This is a genomic window from Desulforamulus putei DSM 12395 (assembly GCF_900129195.1).
GTDB classification, from domain to species: Bacteria; Bacillota; Desulfotomaculia; order Desulfotomaculales; family Desulfotomaculaceae; genus Desulfotomaculum; species Desulfotomaculum putei.
The window spans coordinates 1-16,329 of sequence record NZ_FQUY01000020.1; the positions used below are offsets into that span (position 1 = coordinate 1).

Sequence of the window (16,329 nt, forward strand, 5' to 3'; positions counted from 1 at the left end):
CATCAATTCCACAACAGATGGGGTAAACGATTTTTAACATTAAAGTCTCCCTTCGTAAGAAATTATTGAGAAAAGCAGGCATTGACTGACTGTCCAGCTATAAACGAGTTGTTTATACAAAGATAAGTCTTCGTGCTCTGAAGGCACACTTATTTGTGCTTGAAAGGACAGTCTACACATATAAAAATACGGTCTGCTCCCAAAGGAACAGCGCACTCACCTCCACGTGATTTGTAGTTGCCTGTTATCTCAATAAGATAGTTTTAAAACAAAACAAGCTCATAGGCAACGTTTCATTCCGTTTTGTGCCTTGAGCTTGCGAAAGGAATGGTTATAAAAATGGATGAAATGCTAAAAGCCATTCTGAATGCAATAAAGACTGTTCAGGAAGAAGTAACCGGCATGAAAGCAGAAATCTCCGGTATGAAAACAGAAATTGTCGGTATAAAAACAGAAATCGCCGGTATGAAAACAGAAATTACTGATATGAAAGCGGATATTGCCGGTGTGAAAGCACAGGTTTCTAGTTTGGAAGCAGAGGTTTACGGTATCAAACTAGAAATTAACCATATGAAAAATGACATCAACGACCTGAGATCGGCCGTTAAGCGGATTGAAGAAAGACAGCATCGTATGGAGGCCAAACAGGATATTATTTACGAGCAAACGGCCAGGCTGACCGAAAACCATGAGGAAACAAGGAAGAGGATCTCTGAATTAGAACATGACAATTATTATACCATGGCAATGATCAGCCGGCACGAAGCCAGGTTTATCGCCATGAGAAACAAAGAAAAATATGAGGAACTGAACAACAAAGGGGCTTAATGCCCCTTTGTTGTTCAGTTCCTGTTGATGGCCCTTTGTCCGATATCTTTTCTATAATGGGCTCCCTCGAAATCAATGGCTGCCACTCCCTGGTAGGCCCGGGCAATGGCATCGGGTATGTCCTTACCGGTGGCAGTTACACCGAGCACCCGTCCGCCAGCGGTCACGATTTTTCCTTCCCGCCGGGCAGTCCCGGCATGGAATACTTCCACACCGGCGGGCACCTGATCCAGGCCCTTGATTTCTTTCCCTTTTTCATACTTGCCGGGATATCCCCCGGCAGCCATGACCACGCAGACCGCCGCTCCCTCTTTCCATTGGATGGGTTGCTGGGCCAGGCGTCCCTCCAAAATGGCTTCGATGATGTCCACCAGGTCTGTCTCCAGCAAAGTCAACACAGGCTGGGTCTCGGGGTCGCCAAACCGGGCATTGAATTCCAGCACCTTCGGCCCCTCCTGGGTAACCATCAGCCCGGCATACAAAACACCCCGGTAATGTCTGCCCTCGGCCGCCAAGGCCCTGACGGTGGGATAAAGTACTTCCCTCTCCACCACTTCCGCCAGTTCCGGCGTGTATACCGGCGCCGGTGCGTAGGCCCCCATGCCACCGGTGTTGGGGCCGGTATCGTTGTCCCCCACCCGCTTGTGGTCCTGGGCAGCCACCATGGGAACAACGGTTTCTCCGTCCACAAAGGCCAGCACACTGACTTCTTCACCCTGTAAAAACTCTTCAATCACAACTTTGTCTCCGGCCCGTCCAAAGGCCCGCTCGGCCATAATGATGTCTACAGCCGCCAGGGCTGTCTCATCGTCCATGGCAACTATGACGCCCTTGCCCGCCGCCAAGCCGTCGGCTTTAATGACGCAGGGCGCGCCATGCTTTTTAACATACTCCCGGGCTTCCTCCGCTTTGTCAAAGGTGGCGTAACGGGCCGTGGGGATGTTGTATTTGGCCATCAGGTCCTTGGCCATGGCTTTGCTGCCTTCGATTTCAGCAGCTGCCCGGGAAGGACCGAATATCTTCAAGCCTTCTTTTTGAAACAAATCCACAATACCATTGGTCAGGGGTATCTCCGGTCCCACCACCGTTAAATCAATTTGTTCCCCTTTGGCAAACTCCAGCAGTCCGTTGATATCTTCCGCCGGAATGTTCACACAGGTGGCCAGGCTGCCGATCCCGGCATTTCCCGGCGCGCAAAAGATCTGCTCCACCCTGGGACTCTGCCGGAGTTTCCAAACCAGTGCGTGTTCCCGGCCACCGCCGCCAACCACTAGAATTTTCATGTAATCCACTCCACAAGATAAAATAGTCGTTTTGAAAACCGAAGTTATTTAAATAAGGTTCGCTAAACAGAACCTGACAAATCAGTGTTTAAAATGCCGCAGACCGGTGAACACCATGGCGATGCCATGCTCGTTGCAGGCCTGAATGGATTCCTCATCCCGAATGGAGCCGCCCGGTTGAATGATGGCAGTAACACCTGCTCTGGCCGCTTCATCCACAGTGTCCCGGAAGGGGAAGAAAGCATCGCTGGCCAGTACAGCGCCTCTGGCCTTGTCGCCGGCCTGCTCAAAGGCGATGCGTGCGGCACCCACCCGGTTCATTTGACCGGCGCCGACGCCGATGACCTGGCCGTCTTTGGCAAGCACGATGGCGTTGGACTTCACATGCTTTACCACCGTCATGGCAAACATCATTTCTTTAAGTTCTGCCGCCGATGGCCGGCGTTCGGTCACAACCTTCAGCTCATCCGGATTGGCAACCACCCTGTCGGCCTCCTGCACCAGCAGCCCACCGTTTACCTTTCTCACTTCCAGAACATCACTGGTTTGTCCGGTCAAATCGCCGGTCCTGAGAAGCCGCAGGTTTGCTTTCTTCTTTAATATCTCCAGGGCCTCGGCGGTAAAGTCCGGCGCCACCACTGCCTCCAGGAAAATCCGGGACATCTCGCCGGCGGTGTCGGCGTCCACCGTTCTGTTGCATGCCACAATACCGCCAAAGGCGGAAACGGGATCCGCTGCAAAGGCCTTTTTATAGGCCGTAACCAGCGATTCAGCCATGGCGGCGCCGCAGGGGTTGTTGTGTTTAATAATCACCGCGCAGGGATCGCTGAATTCCCGCACCAGTTCCAGGGCGCTGTTGGCATCCAGAATGTTATTATAGGAAAGTTCCTTGCCGTGCAGTTGTTCCGCGTTGGCAATACAGGGGCCGGTAACGGAAGGATCCCTGTAAAAGGCGGCTTTCTGATGGGGGTTCTCCCCGTAGCGCAGGTCTTGCGCCTTTACCAGTGACAGGTTGAATTCCGGCCGAAAATCCTCTGTGCCGATGACTCCGTTCAGATAATTGGCAATGGCCGTATCGTAAGCGGCGGTATGGGCAAAGGCCTCCCTGGCCAGCTCCAGGCGCAGGGAAGGGGTAAGTTCTCCGTCCTTCTCCAGTGCCTCCAGTACCTGGCCGTAACGCTGCGGGTTCACCACAATGCCCACGCAGGCATGGTTTTTGGCGGCCGCCCGCACCATGGTGGGGCCGCCGATATCTATGTTTTCGATGGCATCGGCCAATGTTACTCCGGGTTTGGCAATGGTTTCACGGAAGGGATAGAGGTTGACCACCACCAGGTCAATGGGGGTAATTTGATGTTCCTTTAACTGGTTTAAATGTTCTTCGGTCCGCAGGGCCAGAATACCGCCATGAACATTGGGATGCAGGGTTTTCACCCGGCCGCCCAGGATTTCCGGAAAACCGGTTACATCAGAAATATAGATCACCGGCACCCCGGCCTCCCGCAGGGTTTTGGCCGTCCCGCCGGTGGAAACAATTTCAACCCCTAGGGCGGACAGCCGCCGGGCAAATTCCACCAGCCCGGTTTTATCCGATACACTAATTAAAGCGCGTTTAATCTTCACCAACACCACGCCCCTTGTTTTTATCAATGAATACTTTTCTTCCTTGCACCCGCAAACGTCCCTGGGCAAACAGCTTAACGGCCTCGGGATAAAGCCGGTGCTCCTGTTGGAGAATCCTGGCGGCCAGGGTTTCTTCCGTATCGTCATCCAAAACTGGCACCGCCGCCTGCAAAATAATGGGTCCGGTATCCATGCCTTCGTCCACAAAATGAACGGTACAGCCGGAAATCTTGACCCCGTAGGCCAGAGCATCCCTTTGACCGTGCAAGCCGGGAAAGGAAGGCAGCAGGGCGGGATGAATGTTCATAATCCTGTTGGGAAAGGCCTGCAGCAGGGGTTCCCCCACCAAACGCATGTAGCCTGCCAGACACACCAGTTGAACCCCGTGGTCTTGCAAAATCTTCACCACCGCTCTTTCGTAATCCCCTTTGCTCGCAAAGGCCTTCAGGTCTACGAAATGGGCAGGGATGCCCGCTGATTTAGCCCTTTCCAGGGCATAGACCCCGGGCTTGTCACTGATGACCACCACCACTTCCGCCGGGACCAAACCCTGGTTGCAAGCGTCCATAATGGCTTGCAGATTGGAACCACGGCCCGAGGCCAGTACGCCAACTCGTAATTTTCCCATGTTTTTAATCTCCCAGGAAACAAATAATTAGTGTGAAAATAGATATTTTTGAAGGCCATTGGCTTTTGGCCATTAGCCATTGGTATACTCCACCAACGGGTCCCCTGCTTCAACCCTGCCAATGAGGTAGGCGGCTTCACCCCGCTTGTCCAGTTCCTGCAGTACCGCCGGCGCCTGTTGCGGGGGCACCACCAGAACCATGCCGATGCCCATGTTGAAGGTGCGCAGCATTTCCTCTTCGGCCACCCGGCCGATCTGCTGGATCAACCGGAACACAGGCGGCACCGGCCAGGCTGCACGGTCCAGTACCACCTTCACCTCCCGGGGCAGGATTCTGGGAATGTTTTCCGTCAAGCCGCCCCCGGTAATATGGGCCAGCCCCTTAATCTCAAACCTTTCCAGCAGGGGCAAAACCGTTTTCACATAAATGCGGGTGGGAGTCAGCAGTTCTTCCCCAACGGTGCGACCCAACTGCTGCACATAGGTGTCCACCCGGTATCCCGCCACTTCCAGCAAGGCCTTGCGGGCCAGGGAATACCCGTTGCTGTGCAGTCCCGAGGAGGGTAAACCGATCACCCTATCCCCGGCGGCGATGCTTTTCCCGTCAATAATTTTGCTGCGGTCCACAATACCCACGGCAAAGCCGGCAATGTCGTACTCTTCCTCGGCATAAAAGCCCGGCATTTCAGCGGTTTCCCCGCCGATTAAGGCACAACCGGCCTGGCGGCAGCCCTCGGCCACCCCGCTGACAATGTCGGCCACCCTTTCCGGAACCAGCTTCCCGACAGCCAGGTAATCCAGGAAAAACAGCGGTTCCGCCCCTTGCACCAGAATGTCGTTAACGCACATGGCCACCGCATCAATGCCGATGGTGTTATGAATACCTGTTAACTGGGCCACCCTTAATTTTGTGCCCACTCCGTCGGTGCCGGAGACCAGGACCGGTTCCCTGTATTTGCCGGGTTCCAGGGCAAACAGCCCGCCGAAACCGCCGATATCCGCCAGCACCCCCGGGCGGAAGGTGCTGCGCACCGCCTGTTTCATAAGATGTACCGCCCGGTTGCCGGCCTCTATGTCCACCCCTGCTCCGGCATAGGTGAGGGGTTGTGATTTTGGCAGTGACATGGGTACACCCCCCTATTCCAAACTATACTTGCCGCTTTCCTTTGGCCTGGGCACTTCCACCGGGTAGTTCCCGCTAAAGCAGGCGGTACAGAAATGATTTTGCTTAGGCGCAAAGATATCCAGCAGTCCTTCCAAACTGAGGTAATGCAAACCGTCCGCGTTGATGCTGCGCCGGATCTCTTCCAGAGGCATCTTGGCCGCAATGAGCTCCTGTTCATCCGAGGTGTCAATGCCATAGTAACAGGACCGCAGTACCGGCGGGGAACTGATGCACATGTGCACTTCCCTGGCCCCGGCCTGCCGCAGCATGGCCACCAGTTTTTGGCTGGTGGTGCCCCGCACGATGGAGTCATCCACCATCACCACCCGCTTTCCCTGCAGGACTTCCCGGATGGGGTTTAACTTCAGCCTGACTCCGATTTCCCGCATTTCCTGGGTGGGCTGAATGAAGGTCCGGCCAATATAACGGTTCTTCATCAACCCTTCTTCAAAAGGGATCCCGGATTCCTCGGCATAGCCCCTGGCCGCGGCGGTGCCGGAGTCCGGCACCGGGATGACAATGTCCGCTTCCACCGGGTATTCCCTGGCCAGCTGGCGTCCCATCTCCCGGCGCACCTTGTTTACATTGAAAGTATCCATGGTGCTGTCCGGCCGGGCAAAGTAAATATATTCAAAAATACAATGGGCCGGATTTTGCGCCTTAAAACCCTGGGTGGAAGTCACCCCTTCACGGTCAATACGAATAATTTCTCCTGGTTCCACATCTCGTATAAAGGCGGCCCCCACCGTAGTTAAGGCGCAGGATTCGGAAGCTATCACATACCCGTCCCCCAGGCGGCCCAGGCACAGGGGCCGGAAGCCGTGGGGATCCCGTGCTGCGTACAGGGCGTTCTCGGTAATGATTAACAGGGAGTACGCCCCCTTAACATCAATCATGCATTTCATCAGGGCTTCTTCCAGGCTGTTGGCATTGTACCTGGCAATCAGGTTTACCAGCACCTCGCTGTCGGTGGAGGACTGGAATACCGAACCGGTGGAGGCAAGCTGGGACCGCAGGTCGGTGACATTGGTCAAATTCCCGTTGTGAGCCAAGCCCAGCATGCCTTTGGCATAACGAAACACCAGCGGCTGCGCATTGAGGGGCTGGCTGGCCCCGGTGGTGGAATAGCGAACATGGCCGATGGCCATGTGGCCGGAGAATTTGTCCAGGCTGTGCCTGGTAAACACCTCCGTCACCAGGCCCATTCCTTTGTGCAGCTGTACCTGCCTGCCGTCCGCCACCGCGATGCCGGCGCTTTCCTGCCCCCGGTGCTGCAGGGCATACAAACCGTAATAGGTTATCCTGGCCACGTCCATCCCGGGAGCATAGATGCCAAATACGCCGCATTCTTCAACAGGCTTGTCCGGGAGCGCAAAGGGATTTACTTCATTAAACATGCAATCGCCCCCCGCCAGGTTTCTTCTATTTTTTTCACGGGCAGGTTTACCAGGTTACCGCCGCAGCCGGTGCAGCCGGGATTCACCACATTAATAATCAGTGAATCGCCCCCCACTGTTCCCAACTGGGTATAGGGAACGCCGGCATCCACCAGTTTCTTCACCAGTTCAACACCTTTATGCCGGTCGACGCTGATGATGATGCAGGATTGGGACTCGCCGAACAGCAGGGCGTCTCCCCTGAAACGGCGCACCATGGTGATGTCAGCCCCAATGCCGCCGGAAATGCAGCATTCGGCCAGGGCCACGGCCAGTCCCCCTTCGGAACAGTCGTGGGCCGATTTAATGAGCCCGCTCTTGATTTCATCCAGCACAAACCGCTGTACTTTTTTCTCCAGCTCTAAATTGAGGGCCGGTGGTTTTCCTTTTTCCAGGCCGAACTGTATTTTCAAATATTCGCTGCCGCCCAGTTCCGGCAGGTTTTCGCCGATGAGAAAAATGGCGTCTCCCGCTTGCTTGAAGCCCTGGGTGCATACTTTATCCAGATCCTCTACCAGGCCCACCATGCCGATGGTGGGGGTGGGATAAACCGCGTTGCCCCTGGTTTCGTTGTAAAAACTCACGTTGCCGCCGGTCACAGGGGTTTCCAGCGCACGGCAGGCCTCGGCCATGCCTTCAATGCACTGCCAGAAGGTCCACATGACTTCCGGCTTTTCCGGGTTGCCAAAGTTCAGGCAGTTGGTAACAGCCAGGGGTTTGGCGCCGGAACAGACCAGGTTGCGGGCAGCCTCCGCCACCGCAATGGCAGCGCCGGTTTTGGGGTCCAGGTAGCAGTAACGGCCGTTGCAGTCAGTGGTCATGGCAATCCCTTTGCGGGTGCCCTTCACCCGCAGAACCGCAGCATCGGAACCGGGTGTTACCACCGTATTGAGGCCTACCATATAATCGTATTGCTTGTAAGCATACTCTTTGCTGGCAATGTTGGGGGAAGCCAGTAATTTCAGCAGCACCTCGTTATAGTCGTGGGGCATGTTAAGGGAATCCACCGGGTAGTTTTGCACTTCCTCCAGATAAGCCGGCACCCGGGTGGGACGGTGATAAACCGGCGCCTGTTCTGTTAAAGCCCTGGCCGGAATCTCCGCCACCACCTGGGAACCTTCCTTTATACGAAGAATACCGTCACCGGTGACCCGGCCCACCACCACAGCGTCCAAATCCCATTTGGCAAAAATCTCTTTTACCTTTTCTTCAGTCCCTTTTTCCACCACCAGCAGCATGCGCTCCTGGGATTCCGAAAGCATCACTTCATAGGGGGTCATGCCCTCTTCCCGCCTGGGCACCAAGGCCAGATCCATTTCCAGGCCTGTGCCCGCCCGGCTGGCCATTTCACAGGAAGAACTGGTAAGGCCCGCCGCCCCCATATCCTGAATACCCACCACATAACCTGTTTTGATGACTTCCAGGCAGGCCTCCAGGAGGAGTTTTTCCATAAAGGGGTCTCCCACCTGAACGGCGGGACGTCTTTCAGCCGCTTCTTCGGACAGCTCCTCGGAGGCAAAGGTGGCCCCGTGGATACCGTCACGGCCTGTCTTGGCGCCTACCACCATGACCGGGTTGCCAATGCCGGCGGCCACCCCTTTCTTGATATCCTTCTGGTCAATTAAACCCACGCACATAACATTGACCAGGCAGTTGTCTTCGTAGCTGTCCGCAAAATAAACTTCACCGCCGACGGTGGGTACACCGATGCAGTTGCCGTAGCCGCTGATGCCGGCCACCACGCCGTCAAACAGGTAGCGCACCCGGGGGTTGTCCAATTCACCGAAACGCAGACTGTCCAGCACTGCCACAGGTCTGGCCCCCATGGTGAAAATATCCCGTAAAATGCCGCCCACGCCGGTGGCAGCGCCCTGGTAAGGTTCAATGGCGGACGGGTGATTGTGACTTTCGATTTTAAAGACCACTGCCTGTCCGTCGCCGATATCCACAATGCCGGCATTCTCGCCGGGTCCCTGTAAGATAGCCGGTCCCTCGGTGGGAAGCGTTTTTAAGGCCGGTCGTGAGGTTTTATAGCTGCAGTGTTCCGACCACATGACGGCAAAGATGCCCACTTCCACATAGTTAGGTTCCCGGCCTAATATTTCCACGATTTTTTCATATTCAGAGTCGGTGAGGCCCATTTCTCGCCATACTTTGGGGTCCATTACCATCTAGCCGCACCTCCTCTGCCAGAAATCCAGTAGGGATTGAAAGATGAGTTGTCCATCGGTATTGCCCAGAACTGCCTCGGCACAGCGTTCGGGGTGAGGCATCATGCCCAGCACGTTGCCCTGCTCGTTGCAAATGCCGGCGATGTTGTTGAGAGAACCATTGGGGTTGGCTTCCGGGGTTACTTCCCCGTGGGGGTCACAGTAGCGGAATATAACCTGCTTATTTTCCTCTAACTGCCGGAGGGTCTCAGGGTCGGCATAGTAGTTTCCTTCACCATGGGCAATGGGGATTTTGATGACCTGCCCTTCCGAAGCCCGGCAGGTAAAGGGGGTGGTATTGTTTTCAACTCGCAGATAAGTGTCATGACACAGGAACTGCAAATTTTTATTGCGGTGCAGGGCGCCGGGAAGCAGTCCGGCCTCGGTCAGGATCTGGAACCCGTTGCAAATGCCCATCACCATGCCTCCCCTGCGGGCAAACTCAATCACCGGCTTCATCACCGGCGAAAACCTGGCCACTGCGCCGCATCTCAAATAGTCTCCGTAGGAAAAGCCCCCGGGCAGTACGATACAGTCAAAGCCATCAACACTGCCGGATTTATGCCAAATGTATTCCACCGGCTGCCCGGTTACGGTTTGAATGGCATGCAGGCAGTCGGCGTCACAATTGGAGCCGGGGAAAACCACCACTCCAAATTTCACCCTTTACACCTCCACCAGTTCAAATGTATAATCTTCAATCACCGGGTTCACCAGCAGCTTATCACACATGTCCCTGACCTGTTTTTCCGCTTCGGCCCGGTCGGCAACCTCCAAATCCACCACCATGTAGCGCCCGATGCGCACCTCCTGTACGTTATGGTAGCCCAGGGCATACAGAGACTTCCGCACCACGCTGCCCTGCGGGTCCAATACACTTTTCCTAAGGGTTACGTAAATCTTAGCTTGAAACACGTCAAACCCTCCTCTTATTAGCCGTCGGCTATCAGCCATCAGCCTTCAGCTTTTTAGGTTTCATTTTATTAAAATGTTTTACTCTTATGAGTAAGAATCATATTTTTCGTCTGTTGTTGTATTTAGCTTTCCAGTTAGGATAAATAGCCTTGCCTCATTTTGGCAGCCAATGGCCACCAGCTCAAAAACCAAAAGCTGATGGCCGATGGCTGACGGCTGATGGCTAAACCCCAAAGGAATACCTATCAGCCTACTCCCCCGTCAATCTCCTTAGAACCTCCCGGTAGGCTCCTTCCACGTTGCCGAGGTCCCGGCGGAAGCGGTCTTTGTCCAGTTTCTCACCGGTGGTTTTGTCCCAGAAGCGGCAGGTGTCCGGGGAGATTTCGTCCCCTAACAGCACCTGGCCCTTGTGAGTGCCAAACTCTAATTTGTAATCAATTAAATCAATGTTGACCGGAGCTAAATACTCCCGCATGATTTCATTAACCTTCAGTGCAGTTTCCTTGATAAATTCCATTTGTTCAGGGGTGGCCAGTTCCAGTGCAGCAATGTGGGAAGCGTTGATTAAGGGGTCGCCCAGGGCATCGTCCTTATAATAATATTCAAGCACGGTCCTGGGCAGAATCGTTCCCTCGGGCAAACCAATTCTTTTCGCCAGGGAGCCTGCCACAATGTTACGTACCACAACTTCCACCTTGATGATTTGCAAAGCCTTGACAATCATCTCACGGTCGCTGACCAGTTCCACAAAGTGGGTGGAGATGCCCTTGCTTTCCAGCAGTTGGAAAAACACTGCCGATACTTTGTTGTTGATAATTCCCTTGTTGTCGATGGTACCTTTCTTTTGCCCGTTAAAGGCGGTGGCATCGTCCTTGTACTCCACCCAGAAATAATCCGGGTTGTCGGTGCGGTAAACCTTTTTGGCCTTACCCTCATAAATCATTTCCAGCTTTTGCATCTGAGAACTCTTCCCCCTTTTACTTCATTTTTACAGACCGAAGCGTGCATAGATTTCATCGATGTGCTTCAGGTGGTAGCTATAATCAAACAGCCCCGCCAGTTCCTCACTGGTTAAGTGGGCCTTAATGTCAGCATCACCCTCCAAAAGATCCAGGAACCTGGTGCCGGTGCGCCAGGCTTCCATGGCATTGCGCTGTACCAGTTCGTAGGCCCGTTCCCGGGTCAACCCTTTGTCCACCAGGGCCAGGAGCACCCGCTGGGAAAAGACCAGGCCAAGGGTTTTCTCCAGGTTTCGTTTCATGTTTTCCGGATAGACCAGCAGCTTTTCCATAATGCCGGTAAACCTGTACAACATGAAATCCAGTGCGGTGGTGCTGTCCGGGATAATGACCCGCTCGGCGGAAGAGTGGGAAATGTCCCGCTCGTGCCAGAGGGTTACATTCTCCAGAGCGGCCATGGCATTGGCCTTTACCACCCGGGACAGACCGGACACGTTTTCAGCCGTAATGGGGTTCCGTTTATGAGGCATGGCCGAGGAACCCTTTTGCCCCTGGTTGAAGTATTCTTCCACTTCCAAAATGTCTGTTCGCTGCAAATTGCGAATTTCTGTGGCAAATTTGTCAAGGGAGGCAGCGATGACAGCCATGGTACACAGGTACTCCGCATGACGGTCCCGCTGGATAATTTGTGTGGATACTCTGGCAGGTTGCAAACCCAGTTTCTTGCACACATATGCTTCAACCCGGGGGTCAATATTGGCATAGGTGCCCACAGCGCCGGAGATAGCGCCCACACTGACGGTCTTAATGGCGTGCTGTAGTCTCTCGATATTCCGTTCGGTTTCCGCCACCCAGAGCAGCATCTTGAGGCCAAAGGTCATGGGTTCGGCATGAATGCCGTGGGTGCGACCAATCATCAAGGTATACCTGTGTTCTTTGGCCTTTTCCAGCAGCGCCTGGCGGAGGCGTTCCAGCCGTTGCAGGAGCAGTTCCCCCGCTTCCTTCATGCGCACACACTGGGCGGTGTCCACCACATCGGAGGAGGTCAGGCCCATGTGAATGTATTTGGCATCTTCGCCGACGTTCTCCGCCACGCAGGTTAAAAAAGCAATGACATCATGGCGGGTGACTTCTTCAATTTCCAGAATGCGCTCTACCGTGAAAGAGGCCCGGCGTTTAATGTTTGCCAGCGCTTCTGCCGGTATTTGGCCCAACTCAGCCATGGCTTCGCAGGCGGCAATCTCCACATCCAGCCATTTCTGAAACTTATTTTGGTCCGACCAGATCTGCTTCATTTCAGGCAAAGTGTAACGTTCAATCATATATAGAAAGAATCCTCCGTTTCCTTACTGTCACTGTTTGACGCTCAGATAACCGTCTACGCCCAATTCCTTCAACCTGGCGTCTTTGGCCTCCACTTCGCCGGCCAGTTCTTCCTTGAACCGATGCAGTTTTTGCCGCACGGTGTCATCCGATAAGGCGATGATTTGGGCTGCTAATATGGCGGCATTTTTGGCGCCGTTAATGGCCACCGATGCCACCGGAATCCCCGGGGGCATTTGCGCAATGGAATAAAGGGCATCCACCCCATCCAGGGCGCCGGATTTAACCGGCACCCCGATGACAGGCAGAACGGTGTGGGCTGCCAGGACACCCGGCAGGTGCGCCGCCAGTCCGGCGGCTGCAATGATGACTTTTAGTCCCCTTGACTCGGCGGTCCTGGCATATGCCGCAGTTTTATCCGGCGCCCGGTGGGCGGAGGAAATGCTCAATTCATAGGAAATACCGAACTTCTCCAGGGTTTTCACAGCATCTTTCATCAGGGGCAGGTCAGAATCGCTGCCCAGCACAATACCAACCAGTACTGACATGGCCAAACCTCCTTAAAATTAAATATTTATTCACCTTATTCACCGGCCAGGAAAATGAAGCGTGTGATAACCAGGACAAACAGGATATACATCAGCCAGTGAACTTCCCTGGCACGGCCGGCGAGAACCTTTAAAGCAGTGTAGAAAATAATACCCGCTGCAATACCATTGGCAATACTGTAAGTAAAGGGCATTAAAGCAAAGGTCATGAAGGCAGGAAAGCCTTCGGTAAAGTCATCGAAATCAATTTCCCGGACAGCGGAAACCATCAGCACTCCTACGATGATTAAGGCCGGTGCAGTGGCAGCGCTGGGGATTAATCCGGCCAGAGGCGCCAGAGCCAGGGCCAGCAGGAACAAAACACCGGTGGTGACAGCAGTCAGGCCTGTCCGTCCGCCTTCACCGATACCGGCGGCGCTTTCTACATAAGCAGTTACGGTGCTGGTACCCATCAAAGCGCCAAAGGAAACACCCAGTGCATCCACCAGCATGGCCCTGCCGATTTTAGGAGACTGGCCGTTTTTGTCCAGCAGCCCCGCTTTATCGGCGGTTCCTACCAGAGTTCCAAAGGTATCAAATAATTCCACAAAAGTAAAGGTAAACACAACAGTCCAGATACCCATATGCAGGGCGCCCATAATATCCAGCTTGCCTACATAAAGATTGCTGAAATCCGGTAAAGCAAAAGGAGTAAAGTTTTCAGGAATGATGGTAACACCCAGTGGAATACCAATGATGGTAGAAACCAGAATACCGATCAGCAGGGATCCTTTCACCCGGTTGGCCATTAACACTGCAGTGACGGCCAGGCCGATCAGCGTTAACAAGGTGGCAGGGTTATGAAATGAGCCCAGGAAGATGTTCCACTCGAAAAATTTCAGGGTTGCTACCCCACCTTTTTGCAGGGCCTCTAATGTTGGAGGAATGACGGGACCTGCTTTAACAATGGTAAGTTCAGACAGTTTTAAGCCGATAATGGTAATAAATAAGCCGATACCGACCGTGATGGCCCGTTTGAGTGAGTTTGGCACAGCCACAACCAGAATCTGACGCACCTTGGTAACCGTAAGAATAACAAAGATAATACCGGAAATAAACACCGCGCCAAGGGCCACCTGCCAGGGCATCCCTACATGCTGGGCGGCCACAGCGGCAAAAAAAGCATTAAGACCCATACCGGGTGCCAGGGCAATGGGGAAATTAACAAACAGACCCATGGCAATGGTTACTACACCGGCTGCCATGGCTGTGGCAAAAAACACAGCATTCTTATCCATACCGGTGGCAGACAAGATGTTGGGGTTCAAGAACAAAATGTAGGCCATGGTCATAAAAGTCGTCAGGCCGGCCACCACTTCTGTCCTTACGGTGGTTTTGTTCTCCTTGAGCTTGAATAACTGTTCCAGCACTTTCCAGATTTCCTCCTTAATTTAGTAAGTTTTCAGTGGCCCGGGTTCGTTTTTCCAGGTTATTATGACCCCTAGAAGATTTATCATGCAGGTTCAGAATTTTACACCACAGACCAAAACAAAAAAGCCCAGAACGATAGGTTTCATTCTAAGCAGAGTGAAACCTACCGCCTGGGCTTTTATCCCTATCGGTGTAGCGTAAAACGCCTGTACCGCTCGGACCAAACCAACCCTCCCCAAGGGGTTGCGGAACCCTAGGTACACTTTCCCTCCCGTAGTCAGGCAATTACGGTTGCCCGGTAGAAACACTTGAGCCAATTCCCAAGCATATACGGAATGATTGCTTTGTACAATCCAATACTAGCAAGACTGTGTACATTTGTCAACGAGCCAGGACAATTTTTTACATGAGTTGCTTTGTTAATTTTTTTCAACCTACTCCCATTCAATGGTTCCCGGAGGTTTGGAGGTGATGTCGTAGACCACCCGGTTGATTTCTTCCACCTCGTTCACCAGGCGGGTGGAAATGTTGGCCAGCACGTCATGGGGAATGCGGGCCCAGTCGGCGGTCATGCCGTCGTGGCTGTAGACCGCCCGCACTACGATGGCGTAGGCATAGGTACGGCCGTCACCCATCACGCCGACGCTGCGCATGTCTGGCAGCACCGCAAAGTACTGCCAGATCTCCCTGGCCAGACCTGCCTTTTTAATCTCATCGGTCACCACAAAGTCGGCCTCTCTTAAAATCTCCAGCTTGCCTTTGGTAATTTCCCCGAGGATTCTTACCGCCAGACCGGGGCCAGGGAAGGGTTGACGCCAGACAATCTCCTCCGGCAGACCCAGTTCCTCCCCTAACCGGCGCACTTCATCCTTAAACAGCCAGCGCAGGGGTTCAATCAGTTCAAACTTCATGTCTTCCGGCAGGCCGCCCACATTATGGTGGGATTTGATTACTGCGGCTGTAGCGGTGCCGCTTTCAACAACATCCGGGTACAGGGTTCCCTGCACCAGGAAATCGATGTCTCCCAGTTTTCTGGCCTCTTCTTCAAAGACACGGATAAACTCAGTACCAATAATTTTACGCTTTTGTTCCGGGTCGGTGACACCTTTGAGTTTCTCCAGGAACCGCTCCGAAGCATCCACATGCACCAGCTTGATATTAAACCGGTTACGGAAGGTATCCACCACCTGCCGGGCTTCGTTTTTCCTTAACAGCCCGTGGTCCACAAACACGCAGGTTAATTTGTCTCCTACCGCCCTGTGCACCAGCACCGCGGCCACCGAAGAATCCACGCCGCCGCTCAGGGCACACAGTACCTGGCGGTCTCCCACCTTTTGTTTAATCTCCTGCACCGCTTCCTCCAGAAAGGAACCCATGTTCCAGGAGCCGGTGCAGCCGCAAATGTCAAACAAAAAGCTTTTAAGAATCTCCATTCCCTTGGGGGTGTGGACCACCTCCGGGTGAAATTGCACGGCATATAACTTTTTCTCCGGATTGGCCATGGCAGCCACGGGAGCTTTTTCCGTTCTGGCGATGACCTGAAAGCCCGGCGGCACCTCTTCAACCCGGTCGCCATGGCTCATCCAGCATTCCTCATCGGCAGTGAGGTTTTTAAAAATATTGTCGCACTGCATCACCTGCAGGTTGCTGCGGCCATACTCGTGATGTTCGGCGGCAACCACTTTCCCCTTCAATTGGTGAGTCATCAACTGCATACCGTAACAAATGCCCAGTACGGGAATACCCAGTTCATACACCGCCGGGTCAACGGTGGGCGCGTTTTCCAGGTAAACGCTGGAGGGACCGCCGGAAAAGATGATGCCCCTGGGGTTTTTCCCCTTAATCTTGTCAATGGAAACGTTATGGGGTTCGATTTCACAATAAACATTACAATCCCGAATGCGGCGGGCAATGAGCTGGGTATACTGTCCGCCGAAATCCAGAACCAGGATGAGCTCCTGCTCAGCTAAAGACATCTTGATTCCTCCGTTCAGTAAAAAC

General features: G+C 53.7%; 14 protein-coding genes and 1 riboswitch. Of the genes, 1 reads left to right on the forward strand and 13 read right to left on the reverse strand.

From position 1 onward, the window contains the following. The first annotated feature begins 339 nt into the window (after positions 1-339). Positions 340-828 carry a hypothetical protein gene (locus BUB67_RS11925; protein ID WP_073239653.1) on the forward strand — a complete coding sequence of 163 codons (489 nt, stop codon included), beginning with the start codon at positions 340-342 and terminating at the stop codon, positions 826-828. A 14-nt stretch (positions 829-842) separates the two neighbouring features. On the opposite strand, the gene purD is transcribed toward BUB67_RS11925, so the two are convergent. The 13 genes from purD to guaA form a co-directional block, all read right to left on the reverse strand. After that, positions 843-2,111 (reverse strand): phosphoribosylamine--glycine ligase, encoded by a 1,269-nt coding sequence (gene purD / locus BUB67_RS11930; protein WP_073239654.1) that lies wholly within the window; start codon positions 2,109-2,111, stop codon positions 843-845. An 81-nt stretch (positions 2,112-2,192) separates the two neighbouring features. Beyond that, the gene (gene purH / locus BUB67_RS11935) at positions 2,193-3,734 is read right to left on the reverse strand and encodes a bifunctional phosphoribosylaminoimidazolecarboxamide formyltransferase/IMP cyclohydrolase (protein ID WP_073239709.1); all 1,542 of its coding nucleotides are present in this window, start codon (positions 3,732-3,734) and stop codon (positions 2,193-2,195) included. After that, the gene (purN, locus tag BUB67_RS11940) at positions 3,724-4,362 is read right to left on the reverse strand and encodes a phosphoribosylglycinamide formyltransferase (protein WP_073239655.1); all 639 of its coding nucleotides are present in this window, start codon (positions 4,360-4,362) and stop codon (positions 3,724-3,726) included. Before purN ends, purH begins: the two co-directional genes overlap by 11 nt. 72 nt (positions 4,363-4,434) lie before the next feature. Then, a complete protein-coding gene (gene purM / locus BUB67_RS11945; RefSeq protein ID WP_073239656.1) occupies positions 4,435-5,487 on the reverse strand; it encodes a phosphoribosylformylglycinamidine cyclo-ligase in 1,053 nt (350 codons plus the stop codon). A 12-nt stretch (positions 5,488-5,499) separates the two neighbouring features. Then, on the reverse strand, positions 5,500-6,924 hold the full coding sequence (gene purF, locus BUB67_RS11950; protein WP_073239657.1) for an amidophosphoribosyltransferase: 1,425 nt from the start codon (positions 6,922-6,924) through the stop codon (positions 5,500-5,502). Beyond that, positions 6,909-9,128, reverse strand: a complete 2,220-nt coding sequence (gene purL / locus BUB67_RS11955; protein WP_143157076.1) for a phosphoribosylformylglycinamidine synthase subunit PurL — start codon at positions 9,126-9,128, stop codon at positions 6,909-6,911. The genes purF and purL overlap by 16 nt, the downstream gene beginning before the upstream one ends. 6 nt (positions 9,129-9,134) lie before the next feature. Further along, positions 9,135-9,836, reverse strand: coding sequence for a phosphoribosylformylglycinamidine synthase subunit PurQ (purQ, locus tag BUB67_RS11960; protein WP_073239659.1), 702 nt, complete (start codon positions 9,834-9,836; stop codon positions 9,135-9,137). Between the two features lie 3 nt (positions 9,837-9,839). Further along, positions 9,840-10,088, reverse strand: coding sequence for a phosphoribosylformylglycinamidine synthase subunit PurS (purS, locus tag BUB67_RS11965; protein ID WP_073239660.1), 249 nt, complete (start codon positions 10,086-10,088; stop codon positions 9,840-9,842). A 250-nt stretch (positions 10,089-10,338) separates the two neighbouring features. Next, on the reverse strand, positions 10,339-11,046 hold the full coding sequence (purC, locus tag BUB67_RS11970) for a phosphoribosylaminoimidazolesuccinocarboxamide synthase (RefSeq protein WP_073239661.1): 708 nt from the start codon (positions 11,044-11,046) through the stop codon (positions 10,339-10,341). Positions 11,047-11,076: 30 nt separating this feature from the next. Further along, positions 11,077-12,369, reverse strand: a complete 1,293-nt coding sequence (purB, locus tag BUB67_RS11975; protein ID WP_073239662.1) for an adenylosuccinate lyase — start codon at positions 12,367-12,369, stop codon at positions 11,077-11,079. 30 nt (positions 12,370-12,399) lie between these two features. Further along, positions 12,400-12,918 carry a 5-(carboxyamino)imidazole ribonucleotide mutase gene (purE, locus tag BUB67_RS11980; RefSeq protein ID WP_073239663.1) on the reverse strand — a complete coding sequence of 173 codons (519 nt, stop codon included), beginning with the start codon at positions 12,916-12,918 and terminating at the stop codon, positions 12,400-12,402. A 35-nt stretch (positions 12,919-12,953) separates the two neighbouring features. After that, the gene (locus tag BUB67_RS11985) at positions 12,954-14,327 is read right to left on the reverse strand and encodes an NCS2 family permease (protein WP_073239664.1); all 1,374 of its coding nucleotides are present in this window, start codon (positions 14,325-14,327) and stop codon (positions 12,954-12,956) included. Between the two features lie 255 nt (positions 14,328-14,582). Next, a riboswitch (purine riboswitch) is annotated at positions 14,583-14,682 on the reverse strand. 80 nt (positions 14,683-14,762) lie between these two features. Continuing rightward, the gene (gene guaA / locus BUB67_RS11990) at positions 14,763-16,304 is read right to left on the reverse strand and encodes a glutamine-hydrolyzing GMP synthase (RefSeq protein WP_073239665.1); all 1,542 of its coding nucleotides are present in this window, start codon (positions 16,302-16,304) and stop codon (positions 14,763-14,765) included. Between the last annotated feature and the right edge of the window lie 25 nt (positions 16,305-16,329).

Coding starts and splice junctions, on each gene's coding strand:
- BUB67_RS11925 (WP_073239653.1), top strand. CDS start 340: ATGGATGAAATGCTAAAAGCCATTCTGAATGCAATAAAGACTGTTCAG.
- guaA (WP_073239665.1), bottom strand. CDS start 16,304: ATGTCTTTAGCTGAGCAGGAGCTCATCCTGGTTCTGGATTTCGGCGGA.
- purC (WP_073239661.1), bottom strand. CDS start 11,046: ATGCAAAAGCTGGAAATGATTTATGAGGGTAAGGCCAAAAAGGTTTAC.
- purB (WP_073239662.1), bottom strand. CDS start 12,369: ATGATTGAACGTTACACTTTGCCTGAAATGAAGCAGATCTGGTCGGAC.
- purE (WP_073239663.1), bottom strand. CDS start 12,918: ATGTCAGTACTGGTTGGTATTGTGCTGGGCAGCGATTCTGACCTGCCC.
- purM (WP_073239656.1), bottom strand. CDS start 5,487: ATGTCACTGCCAAAATCACAACCCCTCACCTATGCCGGAGCAGGGGTG.
- purF (WP_073239657.1), bottom strand. CDS start 6,924: ATGTTTAATGAAGTAAATCCCTTTGCGCTCCCGGACAAGCCTGTTGAA.
- purN (WP_073239655.1), bottom strand. CDS start 4,362: ATGGGAAAATTACGAGTTGGCGTACTGGCCTCGGGCCGTGGTTCCAAT.
- purL (WP_143157076.1), bottom strand. CDS start 9,128: ATGGACCCCAAAGTATGGCGAGAAATGGGCCTCACCGACTCTGAATAT.
- purD (WP_073239654.1), bottom strand. CDS start 2,111: ATGAAAATTCTAGTGGTTGGCGGCGGTGGCCGGGAACACGCACTGGTT.